Source organism: Streptomyces sp. NPDC047061, assembly GCF_040643955.1.
Classification (GTDB): Bacteria; Actinomycetota; Actinomycetes; order Streptomycetales; family Streptomycetaceae; genus Streptomyces.
In genome coordinates this window covers 167,575-189,429 of record NZ_JBEYVI010000008.1, presented here as the reverse complement: position 1 = coordinate 189,429, position 21,855 = coordinate 167,575, and the positions used below count along the sequence as shown (strand labels likewise).

Annotated in this window: 18 protein-coding genes and 1 other RNA gene; 14 read left to right on the top strand and 5 right to left on the bottom strand. The window is 70.2% G+C overall.

What is annotated here, in order from left to right; all coding sequences use genetic code 11:
* The first annotated feature begins 33 nt into the window (after positions 1-33).
* The 4 genes from ABZ887_RS15475 (at position 34) to ABZ887_RS15460 (ending at position 3,197) form a co-directional block, all read left to right on the top strand.
* On the top strand, positions 34-1,203 hold the full coding sequence (locus ABZ887_RS15475) for a S41 family peptidase (protein WP_361288525.1): 1,170 nt from the start codon (positions 34-36) through the stop codon (positions 1,201-1,203).
* Between the two features lie 81 nt (positions 1,204-1,284).
* Complete coding sequence (gene smpB, locus ABZ887_RS15470) at positions 1,285-1,827, top strand: SsrA-binding protein SmpB (RefSeq protein WP_361288522.1); 543 nt, start codon at positions 1,285-1,287, stop codon at positions 1,825-1,827.
* A 94-nt stretch (positions 1,828-1,921) separates the two neighbouring features.
* Positions 1,922-2,308, top strand: a transfer-messenger RNA (tmRNA) gene (gene ssrA / locus ABZ887_RS15465).
* Positions 2,309-2,435: 127 nt separating this feature from the next.
* Positions 2,436-3,197 carry a hypothetical protein gene (locus ABZ887_RS15460; protein ID WP_361288519.1) on the top strand — a complete coding sequence of 254 codons (762 nt, stop codon included), beginning with the start codon at positions 2,436-2,438 and terminating at the stop codon, positions 3,195-3,197.
* Here ABZ887_RS15460 and ABZ887_RS15455 read toward each other — a convergent pair.
* Together ABZ887_RS15455 and ABZ887_RS15450 are read right to left on the bottom strand one after the other, a co-directional pair.
* Positions 3,169-4,587, bottom strand: coding sequence for an MFS transporter (locus ABZ887_RS15455; protein ID WP_361288516.1), 1,419 nt, complete (start codon positions 4,585-4,587; stop codon positions 3,169-3,171). The two genes, ABZ887_RS15460 and ABZ887_RS15455, sit on opposite strands and share 29 nt — an antisense overlap.
* A gap of 110 nt (positions 4,588-4,697) precedes the next feature.
* Positions 4,698-5,870 (bottom strand): hypothetical protein, encoded by a 1,173-nt coding sequence (locus ABZ887_RS15450; RefSeq protein WP_361288513.1) that lies wholly within the window; start codon positions 5,868-5,870, stop codon positions 4,698-4,700.
* Between the two features lie 266 nt (positions 5,871-6,136).
* Here ABZ887_RS15450 and ABZ887_RS15445 point away from each other — a divergent pair, with 266 nt between their 5' ends.
* From ABZ887_RS15445 to ABZ887_RS15425, 5 genes are all read left to right on the top strand, one after another.
* Positions 6,137-7,111, top strand: coding sequence for a LysR family transcriptional regulator (locus tag ABZ887_RS15445; RefSeq protein ID WP_361288510.1), 975 nt, complete (start codon positions 6,137-6,139; stop codon positions 7,109-7,111).
* Positions 7,112-7,337: 226 nt separating this feature from the next.
* The gene (locus ABZ887_RS15440; RefSeq protein ID WP_361288507.1) at positions 7,338-8,333 is read left to right on the top strand and encodes a hypothetical protein; all 996 of its coding nucleotides are present in this window, start codon (positions 7,338-7,340) and stop codon (positions 8,331-8,333) included.
* Positions 8,333-10,498 (top strand): bifunctional polysaccharide deacetylase/glycosyltransferase family 2 protein, encoded by a 2,166-nt coding sequence (locus ABZ887_RS15435; RefSeq protein WP_361288504.1) that lies wholly within the window; start codon positions 8,333-8,335, stop codon positions 10,496-10,498. Before ABZ887_RS15440 ends, ABZ887_RS15435 begins: the two co-directional genes overlap by 1 nt.
* The gene (locus ABZ887_RS15430) at positions 10,495-11,694 is read left to right on the top strand and encodes an acyltransferase (RefSeq protein ID WP_361288501.1); all 1,200 of its coding nucleotides are present in this window, start codon (positions 10,495-10,497) and stop codon (positions 11,692-11,694) included. Before ABZ887_RS15435 ends, ABZ887_RS15430 begins: the two co-directional genes overlap by 4 nt.
* Before the next feature lie 31 nt (positions 11,695-11,725).
* Entirely contained in the window at positions 11,726-12,022 is a 297-nt protein-coding gene (locus tag ABZ887_RS15425; RefSeq protein WP_361288498.1) for a hypothetical protein, read from the top strand.
* A gap of 252 nt (positions 12,023-12,274) precedes the next feature.
* Here ABZ887_RS15425 and ABZ887_RS15420 read toward each other — a convergent pair whose 3' ends face one another.
* Positions 12,275-12,742: a hypothetical protein gene (locus tag ABZ887_RS15420; RefSeq protein WP_361288495.1), complete on the bottom strand. Its 468-nt coding sequence runs from the start codon at positions 12,740-12,742 to the stop codon at positions 12,275-12,277.
* A gap of 23 nt (positions 12,743-12,765) precedes the next feature.
* Positions 12,766-17,352 carry an RHS repeat-associated core domain-containing protein gene (locus tag ABZ887_RS15415; RefSeq protein WP_361288492.1) on the bottom strand — a complete coding sequence of 1,529 codons (4,587 nt, stop codon included), beginning with the start codon at positions 17,350-17,352 and terminating at the stop codon, positions 12,766-12,768.
* A gap of 370 nt (positions 17,353-17,722) precedes the next feature.
* On the opposite strand from ABZ887_RS15415, the gene ABZ887_RS15410 reads away from it, so the two are divergent.
* The 5 genes from ABZ887_RS15410 (at position 17,723) to ABZ887_RS15390 (ending at position 21,560) form a co-directional block, all read left to right on the top strand.
* Entirely contained in the window at positions 17,723-18,385 is a 663-nt protein-coding gene (locus tag ABZ887_RS15410) for a hypothetical protein (RefSeq protein WP_361288489.1), read from the top strand.
* A gap of 110 nt (positions 18,386-18,495) precedes the next feature.
* Complete coding sequence (locus ABZ887_RS15405) at positions 18,496-19,410, top strand: hypothetical protein (RefSeq protein ID WP_361288486.1); 915 nt, start codon at positions 18,496-18,498, stop codon at positions 19,408-19,410.
* A 128-nt stretch (positions 19,411-19,538) separates the two neighbouring features.
* Positions 19,539-20,192 carry a hypothetical protein gene (locus ABZ887_RS15400; protein ID WP_361288483.1) on the top strand — a complete coding sequence of 218 codons (654 nt, stop codon included), beginning with the start codon at positions 19,539-19,541 and terminating at the stop codon, positions 20,190-20,192.
* A gap of 64 nt (positions 20,193-20,256) precedes the next feature.
* Entirely contained in the window at positions 20,257-20,928 is a 672-nt protein-coding gene (locus tag ABZ887_RS15395; protein ID WP_361288480.1) for a hypothetical protein, read from the top strand.
* Positions 20,916-21,560, top strand: coding sequence for a hypothetical protein (locus ABZ887_RS15390; protein ID WP_361288477.1), 645 nt, complete (start codon positions 20,916-20,918; stop codon positions 21,558-21,560). The genes ABZ887_RS15395 and ABZ887_RS15390 overlap by 13 nt, the downstream gene beginning before the upstream one ends.
* On the opposite strand, the gene ABZ887_RS15385 is transcribed toward ABZ887_RS15390, so the two are convergent.
* Positions 21,511-21,852, bottom strand: a complete 342-nt coding sequence (locus ABZ887_RS15385; protein ID WP_361288474.1) for a hypothetical protein — start codon at positions 21,850-21,852, stop codon at positions 21,511-21,513. The genes ABZ887_RS15390 and ABZ887_RS15385 overlap by 50 nt on opposite strands.
* Positions 21,853-21,855 lie beyond the last annotated feature (3 nt).

Here is a 21,855-nt window from a genome sequence, read left to right as displayed (position 1 = left end):
GCGGCCCTCTTGCCTTGTCCTAGACTCACCGGCATGTCAGGCCGAGAGCTGTTCTGTCAGCCCCGCCGGGTTCGCCGGGGGGCGGCTCTGACGTTGGTTTTCGCAGGGCTGTTGGTGACCGGGGCGGCCACCGGGGCGTTTCCCGACCCCGGCCGGTCCGACCGGAAGACGCCCACCGGAGCCGCCCGTCCGGCCACCGGGCACGAGGACGTCGCGAAGGCCGCCGCCGAGGCGATGGCCGACGGCAAGTCCCCCATGGAGGCCGCCGAGCGGGCTGTCAGCCGCAGCGGCGACCGGTGGGCGGCGGTCTACTCCGAGGGCGAGTACCAGGAGTTCGAGGAAGCGCTCGACGGCCAGTACACGGGCGTGGGGCTGTGGGCCCGGCGGACCGCGGACGGGCGGATCGACGTGACCAAGGTGCAGGCGGGGTCGCCCGCGGCCGGGGCGGGGATCAGGAAGGGCGACCGGCTGCGCAGCATCGACGGCGAGGACGTCGACGGGCGGCCCGTCACCGACGTCGTCTCGTTACTGCGCGGTGACGCCACCGACGCCCGCGCCGGTACGACCGTCACCCTCGGCCTCGAACGCGGCACGCGCGCGTGGAGCGAGACCCTGCGCCGGGCGCTGCTGTCGACGGACTCGGTGACCGTCCGCAAGCTGGCCGCCGGCATCACCGTCATCAGGATCTCCGCCTTCACCAAGGGCTCCGGGGAGCTCGTGCGCACCGCCGTCCGGCAGGCCCCCGCCGACGCCGGGATCATCCTCGACCTGCGCGGCAACTCCGGCGGACTGGTCAGCGAGGCCGTCACCGCTGCCTCCGCCTTCCTCGACGGCGGCCTGGTCGCCACCTACGATGTCGACGGCGACGAGCGCTCCCTGCACGCCGAGCCCGGCGGCGACACCGCCAGACCGCTGGTCGCCCTCGTCGACGGCGGCACGATGAGCGCGGCCGAGATGCTCACCGGCGCCCTCCAGGACCGCGGCCGCGCGGTCGTCCTCGGCTCCCGCACCTTCGGCAAGGGCTCCATCCAGATGCCGACCCGCCTCCCCGACGACTCGGTCGCCGAGCTCACCGTCGGCCACTACCGCACCCCCTCCGGTCACGCCGTCGACGGCCGGGGCATCACCCCCGACCTGGAGGTGTCCGCCGGGGCACTGGAACGGGCGGAGACGGTCCTGAGCGGCCTCGGCGACCCGTCGTAGGAAACGTCGCGGGAAGCCCGTTAACCGCTTCCCCCGCACCCCCTCCGTAGTGCGAAAATGGACAGCACTATGGCCAAGGGAATGTACGTACCGAAAGAGTCCCAGCAGAAGCAGCAGGGGACGGCCGCCAAAGCCCGGGACGGCGAGAAGGGCGGCAAGCGCAAGATCGTCGCGCAGAACAAGAAGGCGCGGCACGACTACGCGATCATCGACACCTACGAGGCCGGCATCGTCCTGTCCGGCACCGAGGTGAAGTCGCTGCGTCAGGGCCGCACCTCGCTGACCGACGGCTTCGTGCAGATCGACGGGAACGAGGCGTGGCTGCACAACGCCCACATCCCCGAGTACCACCAGGGCACCTGGACCAACCACTCGGTGCGCCGCAAGCGCAAGCTGCTGCTGCACCGGGAGGAGATCGACAAGCTGGAGGCCAAGACCCAGGAGACGGGTCACACGATCGTGCCCCTCGCCATCTACTTCAAGGACGGCCGCGCGAAGGCGGAGATCGCCCTGGCGCGAGGCAAGAAGGAGTACGACAAGCGGCAGACCCTGCGCGAGAAGCAGGACCGCCGGGAGTCGGACCGCGCGATCGCGTCGGCCAAACGCAAGCAGCGGGGCGCGTAGCCGACAGGAATGCAGTGGCACGGGCGTACGTTGGTCACGTACGATGGGGCCAACAGCAGGGGAAGCCCTGGTGTGAGCATTGAAAAATCAACATGGGGATGATCGGTTTCGACAGCGGATGTCGAAGCAGGGGAAGCGTGTCGAGGAAGCGGCAATGATCTCGTAAACCATATGTCGCAACCAATAATCGCCAATTCCAAGAGCGATTCCCGCGCCTTCGCCCTCGCTGCCTAATAAGCAGTGAGTGAAGGCCCTAACGGGTGTCAGCCCGGGGGTGTTCCCGACCCGGACCCTGGCATAATCTAGGGGACTAAACCATCGAGCCCGGTCACGGGGTTCGGTGGGAAATCAAACAGTGACTGGGCCCGTCGGCGACTTGTTCGCGTGATCGCCGGGGCCGAGAAAATCACAGCGAACTGCACACGGAGAAGCCCTGTTTTTGCACCGTTGGACGCGGGTTCGATTCCCGCCATCTCCACGATCAGGGGAGCCCAGCTCCTCAATCCCATGTGGGCACAGGCCCTGGCGCTCTGGAAACAGAGCACCGGGGCCTTTGTCATGCCCGGAGGACCGGCACCGGACGGATACGTGATCGGAGCGAACACCGCATGACGTCCGAAGCACCATGGAACCTGCTCGTGCAGGCGCGCGGCGAGCCGTCTCCCCTGTACGAGCCGGAGGACCCGGAGAGCCCTGCGGCCCACGACGCCCTCGGCGCCCTCGGCGCCTTCACCCGCGCGATCGCGCTGGACGACGACCGGCTGGCCCTCCCGGCGGACCTGGCGGACGAGCTGCGCTCCTGGTCGCTGTCCCGCCCGCCGGGGGGTTTCGCCTCCCGCCCCGCCCTGCGCAAACACGCCGCACGGGGGCTGGAGACCGCCCGGCGCCTGGCCGGGCGGCTCGGGCCGGCGTGGTCGGTGCGCTACCGCGACGAGCGGCACCGGACGGCGACGTGGCTGTGCTGGGGCTGCGACCGCCTGCACGGGGAGCCCGACGAACACGGCACCCCGCCGCATCCGCTCGACCTCACGGTCGAGGCCGAGTACCGGTACGGTCCGCTGCGCGCCGACGGCTTCGGGGACTTCTTCCCCGACGACCCCGCCGCCGGACTGGCCCTGTCCGACGACCTGGTCGCCGGTCTGTACACCTGGGCGAGGGCCGTCGACACCACCCTGGACCTGTATCTGCGGGACCGGGACGAGGCCGCGTACGAGGACGACTGGCAACGGCTGTTCCACGAGGGCGCGGAACTGGCGAGACGAGTCGCCCATGAGTCCGGCCCCGCCCGGAGAGTGACCTACCGGGGCGTGGCACACGGCGGCCTGAGCACACTGACGTCGATCACCTGGCAAGGGGACCGGTCCCGGTAGCCGACGGGAAATCCTTGGGGGAGGGGTGCGCGCACCGGGGCACTGCTTCCATTCGACCGGCGGTGCCGATCAGGAACGCCGCGGTGGCCGCGGCGAGCGGTGCGGTGAACGCGGCCGTCGGGGAGACGTGTTCGGCCGCCCAGCCGCCGAGCGCGGAGCCGCAGGCGATGCCGGTCAGCAGGGCGGTGACGACCAGGCTCATCCCCTCGTTGAGGCGGTCCGCCGGGGCACGGTCCTGGACCAGGGTCATCGCGGTCACCATGGTCGGCGCGGTCGCCATGCCCGCCGCGAGCAGGGCGGGGGCGAGGGCCCAGAGGCTGTCGAACGCGCGCGCGGCGAGCAGGGGGAGGGACATCAGCGCCGCCATGGACAACAGGCAGACGGGAAGCCTGCGTTCGACCGGTCCGGTCGGCCTGAGCGCCCCGTACAGCAGGCCCGCCGCGCAGGAACCGGCCGCCTGGAGGGCGAGCACGGCACCGGCCGCCGAGCGGTGGCCCTGGGCGTCGGCGTAGGCGATGGTGACGACCTCCATCGAGCCGAACACCGCACCGGTCGCCACGAAGCAGGCCAGCAGGGGACCGATGCGCAGCGGCGTACGTGCGGTGCCCGTACCGGCCCGGGGCGGCGGCTCGGTGGCCCGCTGGGCGGCGAACAGCAGCGCGCCGGTGAGCAGCAGCACCGCGCCGGCCAGGGTGCCGGCCTCCGGGAAGAACGTGCCGGTCAGGAAGGAGGCGAGAACCGGTCCGAGCATGAAGCACAGCTCGTCGGCGGCCTGTTCGAAGGAGTTCGCGGTGTGCAGGGCGCCAGGGTCGTCGCGCAGCAGGTGCGCCCAGCGGGCCCGGGACATGCCGCCGAGGTTGGGGGTGGTGGCGGTGGCCGTGTATGCGGCGAACAGGGTCCAGTCCGGGGCGCCGCAGCGGACGCAGAGCAGCAGGGCGAGGCTGCCGAGCACGGCGGTGACGGTCGCGGGCACGGCGACCCGGGCCTGCCCGTACCGGTCGACGAGCCGTGCGATCCAGGGCCCGGCAAGACCGGTCGCGGCGAGGCCGGTCGCGGTGACGGCACCGGCGAGGGCGTACGAGCCGCGCGACCCGGCGATCATCACGACCGCGCTGACGCTGAACATGCCCATGGGGAGCCGGGCCAGCAGGTTCCCGGCGGTGAAGGCCCGGGTGCCGGGGCGGGCGAAGAGGCGGCGGTACGGGCCGGGTGGGCGGCGGGGGGAGCGGGGGTGAGGGTGAGGGGTCTCGCGAGGGCCGGCGCGGTGGTCGGCGCGGCGGTGGAAGCGGGGGCCGAAGTCGGCGGTGACGAGGGAGTCGGCGGTGACGGTGTGGACGAGGTGGGCGGTGTGGGTGGTCTCATGCGGGCTCGGCCGAGGCGGTTGTGGCATGGACACCACCGTCGCCCCGGGGCGATCAAGGAGTCCAACACCTGCTCGGCGCCGATTCACGCACTGCTGTTGTGAGTCCGGTGAGGCCCGGGCCGTTCGGGTTGCTCGGGCTACTTCGGGCTGAAGGCGATCACCGGGGTGTAGTCGGATCCGGCGTTGAATTCGACCCGTTGGGTGCCGGTCGGTGAGCCGATCCCGCGCAGGGGCAGGGTCCAGGTCTGTGTCGAGCCGTCGACCGTCCGGTTCGGGCGGGTCGCTGTTTCGGTCCAGCTCCAGTCGGTCGACCGGCTCCGGTAGAGGCCGTCGTTCTCGATCATGTAGTCGGCTCCGAGGGCCGCGGACGACGGATAGGGGAGCTGGTAACCGGTCGCGGTGTTGCCGTCGGTGTTGAAGAAGACGTGGTAGTAGGACTGTCTGGTGTGGAAGGTGACCTGGAAGGTGACCGTCCCGGACGACAGGCAGACGGAGTAGTCGGTGAGGGCGCCCGAGCCCGCGGCGGAGGTGCAGGAGGAAGAGGCCTCGTCGCTGCCGCCCGACTTTGCCTCGGTCCGGCCGCCGTCCGCCACCGCGGCGGCAGCGACGGACGGCGCGGTCGTCGGGTGGGTGGTGGAGCCGCCCTTGGCGGCTTTCGTGGCCGACGGCCCCGACGACGCGTGCACGGCGTCCGCCGACGGTGACGTGGACGGCGAGGCGGACCGCGACATGGACGGTGGGGGCGGGCCGAGCAGGCTCGGCGTGCTGTCGTACGAGCCGCCGCCCCCCGCGGTGCCCGGCATGGCGCCGGACGTCGAGTCCGACGACCGTGTGCCGTCGTCACCGGCGCGGCCGATGAGGAAGGCGCCGCAGATCAGCGCGGCCACGACCACGGACGCCCCGGTCAGGAGCACCGCCTGGGGCAACCGGCGTCGGGCGGTGCCACCGGCCGGGGGCTGCGGAGCGGTTGCGGTCCCCGGTCCGGCGGTGGCTTCGGCCGCGCGGTCGCCCCCACGGTCCGGCGGCGTGCCGACGACCTTCGGGGTCCGCTCGCTCCCGCTCTCCATGCGCTTGCTGCCGATGCGCGAGGGATTGGCCGTGACGGCCGTGGGCTGAGGGGTGACCGCGCTCTCCGCTGCGAACGCGGCCGCCGTCGCGGACATGGGCGGCGTGGTGGGGTTGGGTTGCTGCTGGGAGGCGGAGTCGTCCTTGGGGCCGGGGCCGGGGCCGGGGCCCGGCGCGGTGCGGGAGGCGGACGCCGCGGCGATGGCCGACGGCCCCTTCGGCCGCCGGGGCAGTGGAGACGGCACTGTGGTCGCGTCCTTCCAGGAGAGCGATGGCGAACGCGTCCGGCGGCGCCAGGGCGCCGATGGTACTGGCGCCGGACCCGGATCCAGGCCGCGTCGAGTTGTCTCGTTGTTGTCAACTTGCTTGTGGGTTCGTCAAGTTGCCGTTTCCTGCCGCGTTGTCGGTAACAGTGCCTGATGGGGCACCGGTGATGTCCCGGCCGATGCATCGCCGACTGCCCGCCGGGGCATCGGCCGGGTGCCCGGCGCGGTACGGGTAAATTCGCCCGATGGCCGCTTCTCCCGTCCACATCGACCCCCGGCTCCTGCGTGTCTTCGTCGTCGCCGCCGAGGAACTCCACTTCACCCGCGCCGCCGCCCGGCTGTACGTCGCTCAGCAGGCCCTCAGCCGTGATGTACGGCGACTGGAGCGGGAGTTGGGCGCCGAGCTGTTCCTCCGCAGCACCCGGCGGGTCGGCCTCACCGCCGACGGCACCCGGCTGCTGCCGTACGCCCGCCGGGTGCTGGCCGCCCAGGACGCCCTGCTCGCCGCGTTCGGGCAGGCCCGGCCGCTGCTGGTGGACCTCAACTCCCCGGGCCTGGAGACCGCCCGCGGTGTCCTGCACCGGGCCCGCGAACTCGCCCCCGACTGCGAGCTGATGGCCCGCTACGAGAGCGGGCTCACCGGAGCGGCGGCCGAAATCCTCGCGGGACGGCTCGACGCGTCCTTCGGGCGGTTCGCGGGACTGGATCCGGCGCTGCGCCCCGGACTCGAACACCAGCCCGTTCGATTCGAACCCATGGCCGTAATTCTCCCCTCCGAACACCGTCTCGCGCCCCTGGACGCGGTACCGCTGGCCGCACTGGCGGGCGAGACGGTGTACGCCGGCGCCGGGAACGAGCGCACCCTGGAATGGACTGACCTGGCCTTTCAGCTCTTCGAGGGGCGAGGCGTCGCGGTCGCGCCGCCGCTGCCGCTGGCCGTCGGGGAGGAGGAGTTCCAGCGGGTGATGGCCAAGGACCGGTATCCCGTCCTCGCGGTAGTGGGGTTTCCGGCCATACCTGGAAGCGTGTCGCGGCCCCTGGTCGACCCGGTCCCGTTGTCGCCCGTGTCGCTCGTGTGGCGAAAGGGGCTGGTCCATCCGGGACTCGACGCGCTGCGCCGGGCCGCCGCCGAGATCGGGCGGGCGGAGGGCTGGCTTCAGCGGCCGGCCGGCGGATGGATTCCGGCCAGTGATCAAGAGGTGATGGACGACCACAAATGACACATCGGGAACGTGGGTCTTCCCCGTGCGCTAGCTTCATGGGCCCGGGCGCGGAGAGCTAAAAGGGGGCGCTCGGAGCGGGTGGGGGCCCGTTCCGTCGACGTGTGCTCGGGTTCGTCAGCGCGCCCGGAACAGTCCCGTGGGGGGATGTGCGCGCGTGAAAAACTGGCGAGAAGAAGCCCAGCCCGAAATGCCGGAGGCGGCCCTGGAAGCCAGGGATGTGCCGGTGACGGGAGACGACGGGGCGGAGACGGCCGTCGAGGGCGACGGCGGTGGCGGTGGCGGGGAGGCGGCCGGGGAGACCGGCCGGACCGAGGTGTTGCGGGCCGGTTCCTTACGGGACCCGTGGGCCGTGGTCGAGCCGTCGATCCCGGTGTTCCTGCGCGGCCCGGCCCCGGGCCCCGTCCACGACCCGGCCCCGGGGGCCGTCCACGACCCCGACGAGGTGACCGTCCAGAACGACGTCGGTGCCGTACGAATACAGCCGCCGGGGCGGACCCGGCTGATACGCCCCGGCACGGACCAAGCCTCCGGCGCGCATGGCGTTTCCGGCACATCCGCCGCATCCGGCATTTCCGGTGCCTCCGAAGTCCCCGGCCCCGTCTCCGGCCCGGGCCCCGTTCCCGTCTCCGGCCCCGTTCCTGTCTTCGTCGACGCGTCGGGCCGCCGCAGCCGCCGGTTCCGCAGGTTCGGGATGGCCGTCGTCCTCGCCTGTGCGGTCTACGCGGCCGTCATCGTCGTCACTCTGCTGTCCGGAAGCTCCGACGCGCCCTGGCTGCCGGTGCCCGGGCAGAACGCCGACAAGCCGGCCGGCAAGGTCGACGACTCGCCGCGGCCCGCGAGGTCGCCGCGGTCCTCGGACGGCGGCGGCGCCTCGGTGGCCGGCCCGGCCGTGAGCGGCGGTACGACTCCGTCGGCCGGTGCCTCCTCCCGGGTGCCCGGCGCCGGAAAGGGGACCGCCCGGCCGAGTGCGTCGGCGTCCGCGCGGCCGTCGTCGTCCGCCGGGGTGACGGGCTCCTCGCCGAAGCCGGGGTCGTCGTCCGCGTCCGCCTCGCCGTCCGCGGCGACACCTTCCTCGGACGCGCCCTCCTCGCCCGCCCCGTCGCCGCCCCCGGCCTCGCCCAGCGAGTCGGCCGCCCCGACCGGCGGCCCGGTCGCGGAGGGCGCGGCCCCGCGCACCGCCACGACCGGCGACGCCCTCGCTCCCGCCACCGTCCTCTGATGGCCTCGCGCACCCGGCGCCGCGGGACCGCCGCCGACGCCTCCCGGCGCCGCCGCCTGTCCATGCGCCTGACGCTGCCCGTCCTCCTCCTCGCCGCCCTGATGGCGATGCTGATGCTGCGCGGCTACGTGCACAGCGAGATCCTCGCCGACCACCGCATCCGCCCCGAGGCCGCCTCCGACAGGGTCCCGGAGGAGATCCTGGACGGCGGCCCGGTCATCGACACCCGGGGCGGCCGTACGACGTCGCTCCGCATCCCCGACCACCACCTGGTCCTCACCTTCGACGACGGTCCCGACCCGACCTGGACCCCGAAGGTCCTGGACGTCCTGAAGAAGCACCACGCGCACGCCGTCTTCTTCGTCACCGGCACCATGACCTCCCGCTATCCCAAGCTGGTCCGGCGCATGGTGGCCGAGGGCCACGAGGTGGGCGTGCACACCTTCAGCCACCCCGACCTGTCGTACCAGTCGAAGAGGCGCATCGACTGGGAGCTGTCCCAGACCCAGCTGGCGATCACCGGCGCGGCCGGCATCCGTACGTCCCTCTTCCGGCCGCCGTACTCCTCCTTCGCCGACGCGATGGACGACCTCTCCTGGCCGGTGACCGAGTACATCGGCAGTCGCGGCTACATCACCGTCGTCAACGACAGGGACAGCGAGGACTGGCGCAAGCCGGGCGTCGACCGGATCATCCGCAACGCCACCCCGGCCGGCGGCAAGGGCGCGATCGTCCTGATGCACGACTCGGGCGGCGACCGCCACCAGACCGTCCAGGCCCTGGACAGGCTCCTGCCCCGGCTGGAAAAGCGTGGCTACCGCTTCGACAACCTCACCGAGGCACTGCGCGCGCCGAGCGCCCACACCCCGGTCACCGGCCCCGACCTCTGGCAGGGCAGGGCCTGGATCCTGCTGGTCCAGGCGGCGGACGGCATCACGGACGTGCTGGTGGTCGGCCTGGCGGTGATCGGCGCGTCGGTGCTGGCCCGGTTCGCCCTGATGCTCTGCCTGTCGTTCCTGCACACCCGCAGGGTCCGCCGCAAGGGCTTCCGCTGGGGCCGCCGCCCGGTGACCGAACCGGTCTCGGTCCTCGTCCCCGCGTACAACGAGGCCAAGTGCATAGAGAACACGGTCCGTTCACTGACCGCGAGCGAACACCCCGTCGAGATCGTCGTCGTGGACGACGGTTCGACGGACGGCACGGCACGGATCGTGGAGAACCTGGACCTGCCGGGCGTCCGGGTGGTCCGCCAGGAGAACGCGGGCAAGCCGGCCGCCCTCAACCGGGGCCTGGCGAACGCCCGTCACGACATCGTCGTGATGATGGACGGCGACACGGTCTTCGAACCGGCCACGGTACGGGAGCTGGTCCAGCCCTTCGCGGACCCGGCCGTCGGCGCGGTCGCCGGCAACGCCAAGGTGGGCAACCGGGATTCGCTGATCGGCGCCTGGCAGCACATCGAGTACGTGATGGGCTTCAACCTGGACCGCCGGATGTACGACGTGCTGGGCTGCATGCCGACGATCCCCGGCGCGGTCGGGGCCTTCCGCCGTACCGCCCTCGAACGGGTCGGCGGCATGAGCGACGACACCCTCGCCGAGGACACCGACATCACGATGGCGATCCACCGGGACGGCTGGCGGGTGGTCTACGCGGAACGGGCCCGGGCCTGGACGGAGGCCCCGGAGTCGGTCTCCCAGCTCTGGTCCCAGCGCTACCGCTGGTCGTACGGCACGATGCAGGCGATCTGGAAACACCGGGGCGCGCTCCTGGACCGCGGCCCGTCCGGCCGCTTCGGCAGAGTGGGCCTCCCCCTGGTGTCGTTGTTCATGGTGGTGGCCCCGCTCCTCGCCCCGCTGATCGACGCGTTCCTCCTCTACGGCATCGTCTTCGGCCCGACGCAGAAGACGATCGGCGCCTGGCTGGGGGTCCTGGCCGTCCAGGCGGCCTGCGCGGCCTACGCCTTCCACCTGGACCGCGAACGCATGACCCACCTCGTCTCGCTCCCGCTCCAGCAGATCCTCTACCGCCAGCTCATGTACGTCGTACTCCTCCAGTCCTGGATCACGGCGCTGACCGGCGGCCGCCTGCGCTGGCAGAAGCTGCGGCGCACGGGAGTGGTGGGGGCGGCGCCGGGCACCGCCGAGGAGAGGCAGGCGGCATGACACACGCAGAGGCGACCCCGGTCGCACCGGGCAGGACCGGAACCGGTGGCGGGCGGGACCGCTACCTCGACCTCCTCCGCTCCCTGGCCCTGCTCCGCGTGGTGGTCTACCACCTCTTCGGCTGGCCGTGGCTCACCGTCCTCTTCCCCTCCATGGGCGTGATGTTCGCGCTGGCGGGCTCCCTGATGGCCCGCAGCCTGGACCGCCCCGCGGGGAGCGTGATCCGGTCCCGGCTCCGCCGTCTCCTCCCACCCCTCTGGCTGTTCGGGGCGGTCCTGCTGACGATGATGCTGACGGCGGGCTGGCATCCGCTGAAGGACCCGGACGTGGGCGGCGGTTGGAGCGGCTGGTCCCGACTCGCCTGCTACGTCCTCCCGATCGGCGCCCCGCCGTACCCCGAACACCTCGGCTCGGCGTCGGGCCTGCTGGACGACACCTGGGCGGAACAGGCGGCGGGCCCGCTCTGGTACCTGCGGGCGTACCTGTGGTTCGTGCTTCTTTCGCCCTTGCTGTTGCGGGCATTCCGCAGGTGGCCCGTGCCGACGGCTCTCGCCCCCCTGGCGCTGACCGCTGTGCTGGCCACGGGGTCGGTGAGGATCCCCGGTGAAACGGGTAACGCGGTGACGGACTTCGCGGTGTACGGCGGCTGCTGGATCCTGGGCTTCGCCCACCACGAGGGCGTACTGGCACGCGTCCCGCGCTATGCGGCGGTCTCGCTGTCCTGCCTGGTGATGGCGGTGGGCCTGTGGTGGGCGTCGGGCCACCAGGGCCCCGACGGCTGGGACCTCAACGACATCCCGCTCGCACAGGCGTGCTGGTCGTTCGGGGCGGTTGTGCTGCTGCTCCAGTACAGCCCGTCCTGGCGGGAGCTACCGGGCGGCCTACGCCGCTGGGACAGCTGGATCACCCTCTCCAACAACCGCGCGGTGACCATCTACCTCTGGCACAACCTGCTGATCATGGCAACGGTCCCGATCATCGACCAGGCGTACAACCTGCCGTTCATGGAGTCGGACCGGGCGGCGGGGCTGCTCGATTCGACGTACGGCTTCTGGATGTTCGTGGTGGTCTGGCCGCTGATCGCGATGGCGGTGGTGGCGTTCGGGTGGGTGGAGGACGTGGCGGCGGGGCGACGGCCACGGCTGTGGCCGGACGGATCGGGGAGGCGACGGGGGGTGTCGCGCCGCCGGGCGTGAGCGAATCCCTTACACGGAGGGGGAGGGCGCTGTGGCGGCTCAGGACTGGGTTCAGTCGTTCAAGAAGGCCGGTTGGACCGTCACCGGAACCGTGCGTTACACGGACCGTCAGGTCAGCGTCGAGTCCAAGGACAGGGCTTCGCTGACCTATTGCGGGGACGAGAGCAAGGGTTACACCAAGGTCATCAAGACCGGGGTGATCGAACACACGAAGGTCACCCAGAACAGCTATGTCGCTTATGGCGCTGAGGTCCAGAAGAACGACAAGGGGGTCTGGGAGCTCGTCAGGATCGCTTCCACTCGGGGTGCCGACAAGTGCAAGCCGTGACGGCGAGGCCACTTGCTCCTCAGCGACATCCCGCAGGGTTGAGCGCGGCCCCGACGAAACCATCCCCCGTGGTGACGGTGAGGTGTACGTCCCGTCCTCCTAGGCGGCCTGGAGGGGATCGAACCTAAGGACACCGTCGGTCTCCGGGGACCGGGATCGGGTCCGGTGATTCCCCCATCCCACGCCACCGCTCTCGCACTCGGTTGGTCAAGAACGTCCCCAGAGTCCAGCGCCGCTGCGCTGCCGGTCGGTTCAGTCGCGGCGTCGCCGCAGGGCCCGCCAGGCGTCGCCGATCGCGTCCTGGATGCGCTGCCACCAGTACTCCAGCTTGTCGCGCACGGTCACATGCACCCGCTGGTATTTGAACCACGGCGGCAGATCCCGGAACGGTACGAAGGTCAGTGTGTCCCTGATGGGGTGCTCGGCGACCCCGCCGAGGCCCTCGGCCCGCAAGGCCGCGAACAACTCCGGGGTCAGAGCGCCGTTCAGCCGTGCCGCGTGCCCCGCCGCGATGAAGGCGTTAGTGCGCTGAAGCCTGTCCGGCAGCTGCATCGCCTTGACGATGCGGGGCGACACCTCCTCCAACGGGCAGTGGAACGCCAGCCCGATCACCGCCGTACCGAGACGAGGCTCGCCGCGCTCGAACGCGGCATCCCATTCCCCGGGATCGTCGAAGGCCAGCAGACCCTGACCGTTCTGCCAGTCCCACTCGGACGCCATGCCTGATCTTCCCTCTCCGCCCGTCACTTGTCGCACTTGGGCGGGAGCACCCGCTGCTTCTTCTTGTTGTCGATCATTCCGGCCCTCACAAGCCTGGTCAGAGCGTTCTCCTTGACGCTGTTCGACGGGTACGAACCCTGCACGTGACCGTGGTAGATCTCCTTGATGATATTGCCGTCCTTGTCGGTGACGTAGTCGTGCCGGTCCAGGACCACGATTTCGTTGTTGACGTGATCCACGCCGAGCCGCCGGAATTCGTCAGGGTTGTTCGGGTCGCCCAGGTGGATGGACCGGTCCAGTGCGGCCTGCCCGTTGCTCGGGGCGCGGCTGACCTCGCCCTTGGCCGACGAACTGCTGCCTGAACCGTGCTTGCTGTACGTCGAGTCGTCGTACACGCGGACCGGCTCCGTGCTGTCGCCCTCCAGACCCAGCGGGTCGGTCCAGCGCAGCGGGTTGTCCACGTAGGCGTGGTGGTTCGGAGCGGGGACCAGTCCCAGCGGGTCGGGTGAGAGGTACTGCGCGGTGTCCGGGTCGTAGTACCGGGCCAGGTTGTAGTGCAGGCCGGTCTCGGGGTCGCGGTACTGACCTGGGAAGGCCAGCGGGCACAGGCCGTCGTCGTCGGCCAGGGGCCGTCCCCACAGGCTGGTGGCGGCCCGCCAGACGATCGTGCCGTCCTCGTCGACGAGTTCGCTGGGCGTCCCCACCGAGTCGGTGACGATCGCGTAGAACCGCCTGCTGACCTCGTCCGCGTCGAGGGCGCTGCGTCGCCCGCGCGTCTGGGCCGCCGCCCGGTGGGTACCCGGATCCCAGTCCCACGTGTCGGTCTCCACCACACCGTCCCGGAGCGCCTGCTGCTCCGCGAGGTTGGCTCCGTCCCAGGTGAAGACGGTCTCGTCGACGGCCGAACCGTCCTCGTGCACCCGCCACTTGGCGGTACGCCGGCCGAGGACGTCGTAGCGGTACCGCCATACGCCCCGGTCGGGAGTCGCGGCCTCGACGAGCCGGTCGTCGGCGTCCCAGGCGTAGGTCCAGATCCGCCGCAGCCCGGACAGCGTGCGCCGGATCATGCGGACCACGCGTCCTTGGCCGTCGTGCTCGTACGTGGTGCGGCCCGCCGACGTGACCTTCGTGCCGGAGCTCCCGACCGGGCCCTGCGCGTCCTGTCCCGCGGTTCCGGGATGGTTCGCGGTGGTCAGGTTGCCGAGTTCGTCGTACGCGTAGGTCTCGGTCCAGTTCGCGGCCGACACCCGGGTGACGCGGCCGGCCCGGTCCAGGTCGAACCTCCGGGTACCGGCCGGCCTGTCGTCGACCGAGGTGAGGTGTCCGTCGCCCCGGTAGGCGTAGGAGCGGGCCTGCAGCACGGTGGTGGCATCGGGGCCGGCCGCACCGGTCCCCGAGTGGATGACCTGCTCCACCAGGCGATGTCCGGCGTCCCAGGACTGGGTCAGCGTGGCGGCGTCGGCCAGCCCGCGGGTGGTTTCCCGGCCGGCCGCGTCGTGGGTGAAGGTGAGCTCGCCCGCCGCGGTCACGAGCGAGACGGGCAGCCCCACGGAGTCGTAGGACCACCGCGAGGTGGCGCCGGACGGAGTGGTCCGCCCCACCCTGCGGCCCAGCGGGTCGTACGCGCTGGTGACCGTGCGGCCGTCGACGCTTTCGGTGAGCACCCTGCCCACCGCGTCGTAGGTGAAAGCGACCACGCTTTCCGGGCCCGCGGCCTCGACCAGTCGGCCGGCCGGGTCGTAGCGCAGGGAGACGACGGCACCGATGTCCGTGCGGGTCTCCACCACACGGCCGGCGGTGTCACGGGTCATCCGCACCGTCTGCCCGGTGCCGTTCGTCCGCTCGGTCTGCCGGCCGGTGCGATCGTGGGTGTAGGTGAGCGTCCGGCCGTCGAAGTCCGTCTCGCCGACGAGACGGCCCGCCGCGTCGTAGCGGTAGCTCCAGATGCCGCCGAGCGGATTGGTCACGCCGGTCAGCCGTAGTTCGGCGTCGTGGGTGAAGCGGTAGCGGGTGCCGTCCGGATCGGTCCTGGCGCTGGGAAGGTCGAACGCGCCGTACTCGAAGACGGTGGTGGCCCCGCCGCGGTCGCGGTGCTCGGTGAGGTTGCCCTGCGGGTCGTACGACCACGTCTCCCGGCCGCCGTCGGCGTGCTCGCGCCACAGCAGCCGGCCCTCCGGGCTCCATCCCTGGCGGAGAGTCCCGCCGACCGCGTCATCGATCCGGACGACGCGGCCGAACGCGTTCCGGTGCACGGTGACGGTGCTGCCGCGTGGGTCCACGACCCGGACGGGCAGCCCCGCCCCGTCGGTCTCGAAACGGAAGGCGCTGCCGAGCGCGTCGGTCCGTGCGGTCCGGTGCCCGCGCCCGTCATAGACGTAGCGGCTCACCGCACCGAGCGGATCGGTGCTGGTGAGCAGGTTGCCCCGGTCGTCGTACGTGCACTCCCAACGCGCTCCGTCGGCGCCCGTGACGGCGACGGGCAGACCTTCGTCGCTGTACGCCACCTCGATGACGGTGCCGTCCGGCCGCTCCATCCGGGTCGGCCGGCCGTGGGCGTCCAGAGTGAGGCCGGTGGTGCGGCCCAGCTGGTCGGTGCGGGCGAGCAGCCGTCCGAAACGGTCCCACTCGGAGAGCTCGGTGTGCCCGAGCGGGTCGGTCACGGCGACCGGTTGGTAGAGCTCGTTGTAGCGGTACGTCGTGGTCTGGCCGAGCGCGTCCGTGTAGCGCGTCTCGCGCGCTTCGTCGTCGTACTCCACAGTGCAGGACAGGCTGCCGTCGGCACCCTCGCCCCGGACGCAGCGGTCCAGCCCGTCGTAGCCGAAGCAGTAGCGGTAGCCGTTGCGGTCGGTCCACGACGTGATGCGCCCGCGGGAGTCGTAGGCGAGGCTCATGGGCAGCTCGCCCGAGTCGTGGATCCCGGTCAGATCGCCGGCGGAGCTGTAGTCGAAGCGCCGCAGGACAGTACCCCGAGGGCCGTCCTCGGGATTGCGCAGGCGCAGCGCGGTGACGCGCCCGCTGTCGGTGTCCACATGGAGGTGGCGGCCGCCCGAGTCGCGTACGGCCACCGGTGTGCCGTCGGCATCACGGTCGAAGTCGATCCGGTAGCCGTTGCGGTCCGTCATCGCCGTGAGCAGCAGGGTGAACGGCTCGTCGATCGGTCCGGGCCGCTGCGGCGGGGCGAAATGACGGGTGATGTCGGTGAGCGGGTCGGTGATCCGTACCGGGGCACCGGAAGTGCCGTCCCAGTCCAGCGGCCACCGCGGCCCCTCCGCCGGCAGTACCGACGCCCCGGGTTCCGGCACGGGATAGACGAGGATCATGCCGTCCTCGGTGGCGAAGACGGCTCCTCGGTCGTCCAGCTCCAGGCGTTCGTCGAGCGTGCAGGCCCACGACGAGCCGAAGGAACGGCCCGCGCGGTACGTGGACAGGTGGGTGCGCCGTAGGAGGAGCGGGACCAGCCCGGGTAGTTCGACATCGGTCTCGGCCATGTACATCTCGCCGGAGACCATGTCGACGGGGTCGCCGTTGAGGCACCGCCCCTTGCCCGGCTTGCTCTTGGCGAGCACATCGTCGGCCTCCTTGCGCAGCCCCTTCTTGCCAAGGCTCTCCGCCATGGCCTTGAGGCCGCCCTTGAGGAACTTCATCTCCTTCACGCCCTTGGCGAGTTTGCCGAGAGACGTGATGCCCTTGCCGCCGGGTATGCAGTCCAGGGCCGCGAACGCCACGTCCCATACCGACGCTTGCCCCTTGGAGTATTTGTAGAGGGTGTCCGCGAGCACGACGAGGGCGGCGACCAGCACGATCGCGCCGAGGATCGGCCCGCCGATGATCATCGCGATGATCCCGACGACCGCGACGACGACCTTGCAGACGGTGACGATGGTGTCCCAGTTGTCCTCGAACCAATGCCCGACGTCCTGCCACCAGTGCCGGTTCGGAATCCCGGCATCCGAGGCCTCGTCGATCCTCCGCTTCGCCTCACCCGCCGCGTCGTCGCGCATCTTCCGCGCGTCCTCGGCCATCTTCTTCGCCGCGTCCAGCGCACTCTGCGCGGTGGTGACGTCCGACTGCGCCGTGGAGTGCGCGGACTTGGCGCTCTGCACGTCCCGGGCGGCGGCCCGCACCTTCCCCTCGTCCGGCTTGTCGGCGTCCGACTTGCTGCCGGTGGGATCGTCCTTGTACTTGTCCGCTTCCTTCGTCGCCCGCGTCACCCACGAATCGGCCGACGACAGGCGGGACTTGGCGGAGGACAGGTCGGACTGCGCCTCCTTCGCCTTCGTCAGTGCCTTGTCGGCAAGTGCCTGGGCCCGCTCCAGCTTCGGCCAGTAGTCCGCGAGGGCGTCGCCGCACAGCTCGTAGGACTTCTTCAGCTTCTTCAGGTTCTTCGGGACGTCCTTGAACTGCTCCTTGAACACCTCCGCCGACTTGCCCGCCCACTGCAGCAGGGTGTCCTCACCGGCCATGCCCTTGACCAGGCGCAGCGCGTCGGAGACGTCGTCGGCGAAGGCGTGCAGCTGCGCGGCCAGGGTGCGGACGCGCTGCGGGTCGCCCGGGGTCGGGTCCCGGTCGAGGTCGAGTGGATGCCAGTCCGCCGGTCGGTACCCCGCCATGATCCCGCAACCCCCGTCACGTACGCCCCGTCAACAAACCTGTGCACACGTGAAGTTACAGGTCGGGCCTGTTTGAGGTGAAGGCTGGTCCTGACCCGGCTTGGGCAGGCCCCCAGCCCGGACGTGTGGGGCATCCCATCTTCTGGCAGCCTGCCCGGCCCAAAGTCCTTTGCGGCGGCCAACTGAGGGGCGCGGCGATGTCACGGGACGGCACCAAAGCCGAGGCAGGGGCGTTGAGTTGCCCGACTATGATGTGCAGTGCGCGTTTCGTGCGACTGGGGTGCAGCAAATCGCTCTGGTGCATTCCGGATCGACCCCGATACCGTATTCGCTGCTTCGCAGACCCCAACCGCCCCACCAGGAGCCCACCGTGACCCGCCGTTCCCGCCTGCTCACGACAGCCACCGTTGGTGTGGCGGCCGCACTGCTGCTTGCCGGTTGCGGCGGAGGTGACGGAGACAAGTCCGACTCGAACGACAAGATCGCGGGCGCGGACACGGGGGCGTCGACATCGGCTTCGCCCAGTGCTTCGGCTTCGGCGGCTGAGTCGGGGCGGCCAAAGATCGAGCTGCCCTCGGATCTCTCCTACACCTTCGAGTGGTCCAAGACCGGGAACGAGGTCAAGGACGCCGTATTGGCGGACAGCGAGCAGAACATCAAGTCGGTTGACCTTGCCATCGCGAACCAGGACCCGTTGGACAACGCTTACCGGTACTACTTCGAAGGTGAAGCCGCTGCCCAGATCCAGACGTATGTGCAGGCATACGTCAAGGCCAAGGCGCGGACGACGGGACACTTCCGCTATTACGACCCGGTGGTGAACGTCAGCGGCTCGGATCAGGCCTCTCTGGTGTACTGCGAGGACCAGGGCAAGGCCTATGACCTTTACCTGAAGACGAAGAAGGTCAACAAGACGGCCGTCACCAAAGACAGCTATGTGCTTTACAGCACTCAGTTGCACAGGAACGGCAAGGGCGTCTGGGCTGTCGAGAAGCTCATGTCTGTAAGGGGGAGTTCCAAGTGCCAGCCATGAGGCCGGGCTCAAGAACGCTGATCACTTTGTTTCTGGTCAGCGCGATCCTGGCAGGAGTTCAGCCTGCTACGGCTAACACTGGCGTAGGTGGAGGTGCGAAGACTCCTCCCGTGCCGGGAGGGAAAACGTCTGGCGGTGTCGACGGGGACTCGCTCAGCGCGGGCGTGATCGTCTACGACCGTTCCAAGAACGGCTCGGGCGATTCCGCCGGTCCGGTCACCCCCATCACGTCTTGGACCCCGCCGGCCTGCTGGTACGCCCCGAAGTACACCCCCGCCGCGCTGCAGGCGTACCTGGAGCCGATCTGGGCGGCCGGTTCGACCGGTGACGCGTGGGACCAGACCCAGCGCGACCGGTACGTCAACGGTCACCCCTACAAGGACTTCAACAAGGACGAGACCGGCAAGGGTTACTGGTGGGACTCGTACGTCAACGAGTCCTTCCCACCCGGCTGGGACAAGTGCGACGAGCCCTACTTCTGGGTGGCCACCGGCGACGCACCGCCGGCCAACATCGAGAACGTCGTCACGCCACAGATCCTCGCCGAACTCGCCTACAACGAGATCCGGGTGCCTTCCAAGGACGTGAGCCTGGCCCCGGCGGACAAGACGAAGGTCAACCTTCCCACGTGGGCCTGGCTGGACAAGACGACGTTCAAGCCGGTCTCGGTCACCGCGCGCATCGACGCGCTGGGCATGTGGGCCACGACCACCGCCGAACCCGTCTCCCTCAAGATCGAGCCGGGCACCTCCGACGCGGTCACCTATCCGGCCTCGGGAGTCTGTGAGTTCGACAACGGCAGTGTCGGGGAGGAGTACGCCGCGGGCGACGCCGGTAAGACGCCACCCTGCGGGGTGAAGTACCTCCGGTCCTCCGGCAACGGTTCGTACCAGCTCAAGGCCACGATCACCTGGCGGATCACCTGGTCCGGCAGCGACGGCACCAATGGCCGCCGACTGCCCGACGGCTCCTTCGGCCGGTCGCAGGATGTCGTCGTGCAGGAGATCCAGTCCGTCAACAGGTGAGATCTGTCGTCCGGTGACGACGACCGGGACCTGGCCATGTACCCGAGGGCACCTGGCCGGGTTCGTTTTCCGCGCGCCGAAGCCTCCTTTCCCCATCCCGATCACGTCGCCCCAACAGGAGTTTCAGAGTGAGCCGTCGGCCCCGTCTGTTCGCACACACCCTCACGGGAGCCGCGGTCGCGCTGATCGTCGGCGGTTGCGGTGGCAGCGGTGGCTCCACGGGTGACGACAACGCGGCGGCCGGTGCGGGAAAGCTCAGCAGTGCACCCGCATCGCCGAGTGCGTCGGTGGGAACGGACCGGCCCCAGGTCACGTTGCCGTCGGACGTGACGGACGAGTACGTGGGCTGGAAGACGGGCGATGCGGCGAAGGACGCCGTACTCGCCGACGTCGCCGCACGCATCGACTCGACGAACGACGCCATCCTGCGCGGCGACACGGGCGCGCCCGGCCTGTCCTTCTACTACCGGGACAAGGCGCTGAGCGGTGCCGTCGCCTGGATCCAGGCGTATCTGGACGCCGACCTCTCCTTCGCGGGCACCACCCGCTACTACGCCCCCAAGGTCACTCTGGCCTCCGGAAAGACCACGGCGACGGTTCTCTACTGCTCCGACGAGAGCAAGGGCTTCAACAAGAACCGCAAGACCGGCAAGGTCGACCGGACGCCCTCGGACCAGAGCCCGTACGTGCTGTACAACACGCGCGTCGAGAAGAACGACTCAGGCGTGTGGCAGACCACCGCCCTGACCTCGCACCGCGGCGACAAGGCCTGCGCCGGTTAGCCGACGAGCCGGGTGTTCTCGATACCTCGTGGACCAGTCCCAGCCGCCCTACCAGGAGTCATTCGTGAACCCCCGTTCCAGCCCGCCCACGACAGCCGTAGCCGGTCTGACCGCCGTACTCCTGCTCACAGGGTGCGGCGGGGGCGACGGCGTCGACGGGGCGAAGACTGCGGACAAGGCCTCCTCCACGCCCACAACGACCGGGGCGTCTGCTTCAGCCTCGCCGAGTGCGTCTGCTTCGGCATCGGCCGACGGCCGCCCGAAGATCACGTTGCCGTCGGATGTGACGTTGACCTTCGAGGGCGGCCGGACCGGGGATGCGGTCAAGGACGCGGTGCTCGCTGACAGCGCGGAGATGACGCGGGCCGTCGACGCCGCCATCGCCGGTACGGATCCCAAGGGCCAGGGAATGGGCTACTACACCACGGGCAAGGCCCTTGAGGCATCGCTGTCCTGGGTCGCCCAGTTCAAGAAGGCCGACGTCACGATCACCGGTGCCGTCCGTTACTACGACCGCAAGGTGACGCTCGAGAGCAAGACGTCGGCCGTCCTCACGTACTGCGGCGACGAGAGCAAGGGCTTCAGTAAGGACAAGAAGACCGGCAAGGTCAACAAGACGCCTGTCACCAAGGACAGCTACGTCACGTACAACACCAGGCTCGACAGGAACTCCGACGGCGTCTGGCAGACATCACAGATCATTTCCACCAGGGGGGCGGCTCAGTGCCAGCCGTAGCGAGGGCAGTCGGTATCGGTGTGGTGGGGGTGCTGCTTCTTGCCGGATGCGGGGGCGGAGAGTCGAAGTCCGACGACAAGTCGGCAAGGGCGACGGGGACCACTCCGAAGCCCTCGGTTTCGTCCAGTGCCTCGGAGGCAAGTGCGGCTGAACGGCCGGAGATCAGGCTGCCGTCCGACCTGACTTACACGTTCGAGTGGCCGAAGACGGGCGACGAGAAGAAGGACGCGGTCCTCGGCGACACCGAGCAGTTCATCAAGGCGGTGGACATGGCGATCGCCGAACAGGATCCGCTCGACAAGGCGTACCGCTTCTACTCCCAGGGCACAGCGGCGGCCGGCAGCCAGAAGTTCATCCAGGAGTTCGTGGACTACAAGGACCGGATCACGGGGGCGAAGCGGTACTTCGATGCCAAGGTGAAGATCAACGCGGACGGTACGGCCGGTCTCGTGTACTGCGAAGATCAGACCAAGGCGTACAACAAGAGCCTGACGACCGGGAAGACCGAAGTCGACACGCCTTCCGGAGACAGCTACGTCCTTTACCGCAGTCTGCTTCGGACCGGCGAGCAAGGTGTCTGGATCACCGAGAAGCTGACGTCCCAGAGGGGGAGCGCCGAGTGCCGACCCTGAGTTCACCTGCCCCACGCCCGTTCATCATGGCCGCCGGCGGTGCCGTGGCAGCCCAGGTGGCGTGCTCCTCGCGGACCTCGGGGGATGTGTCCGGCGGCAGGCCTCGGTTCGCTGCCACCGGGCGCCACGTGGCGTCGAAGTCGCGTACGCCGAAGAGGCAGGCGAAGCCGTCGTAGTCCCTCGGCATCCCCAGCAGCGGGAGGCTGATGGCCGGGGACCATGCCGTCTCGTCGTGGGGCAGGGCTTCCCGCCAGGTGCGGCACTCGATCCAGCCGTGGATGTCCGTTCCCATGCG

What these genes read in the sequence shown, in the direction of transcription:
- ABZ887_RS15435 (WP_361288504.1), top strand. Translation starts at nt 8,333, where the DNA reads ATGGCCTCGCGCACCCGGCGCCGCGGGACCGCCGCCGACGCCTCCCGG.
- ABZ887_RS15385 (WP_361288474.1), bottom strand. Translation starts at nt 21,852, where the DNA reads ATGGGAACGGACATCCACGGCTGGATCGAGTGCCGCACCTGGCGGGAA.
- ABZ887_RS15460 (WP_361288519.1), top strand. Translation starts at nt 2,436, where the DNA reads ATGACGTCCGAAGCACCATGGAACCTGCTCGTGCAGGCGCGCGGCGAG.
- ABZ887_RS15455 (WP_361288516.1), bottom strand. Translation starts at nt 4,587, where the DNA reads ATGCCACAACCGCCTCGGCCGAGCCCGCATGAGACCACCCACACCGCC.
- ABZ887_RS15445 (WP_361288510.1), top strand. Translation starts at nt 6,137, where the DNA reads ATGGCCGCTTCTCCCGTCCACATCGACCCCCGGCTCCTGCGTGTCTTC.
- ABZ887_RS15415 (WP_361288492.1), bottom strand. Translation starts at nt 17,352, where the DNA reads ATGGCGGGGTACCGACCGGCGGACTGGCATCCACTCGACCTCGACCGG.
- ABZ887_RS15430 (WP_361288501.1), top strand. Translation starts at nt 10,495, where the DNA reads ATGACACACGCAGAGGCGACCCCGGTCGCACCGGGCAGGACCGGAACC.
- ABZ887_RS15420 (WP_361288495.1), bottom strand. Translation starts at nt 12,742, where the DNA reads ATGGCGTCCGAGTGGGACTGGCAGAACGGTCAGGGTCTGCTGGCCTTC.
- smpB (WP_361288522.1), top strand. Translation starts at nt 1,285, where the DNA reads ATGTACGTACCGAAAGAGTCCCAGCAGAAGCAGCAGGGGACGGCCGCC.
- ABZ887_RS15475 (WP_361288525.1), top strand. Translation starts at nt 34, where the DNA reads ATGTCAGGCCGAGAGCTGTTCTGTCAGCCCCGCCGGGTTCGCCGGGGG.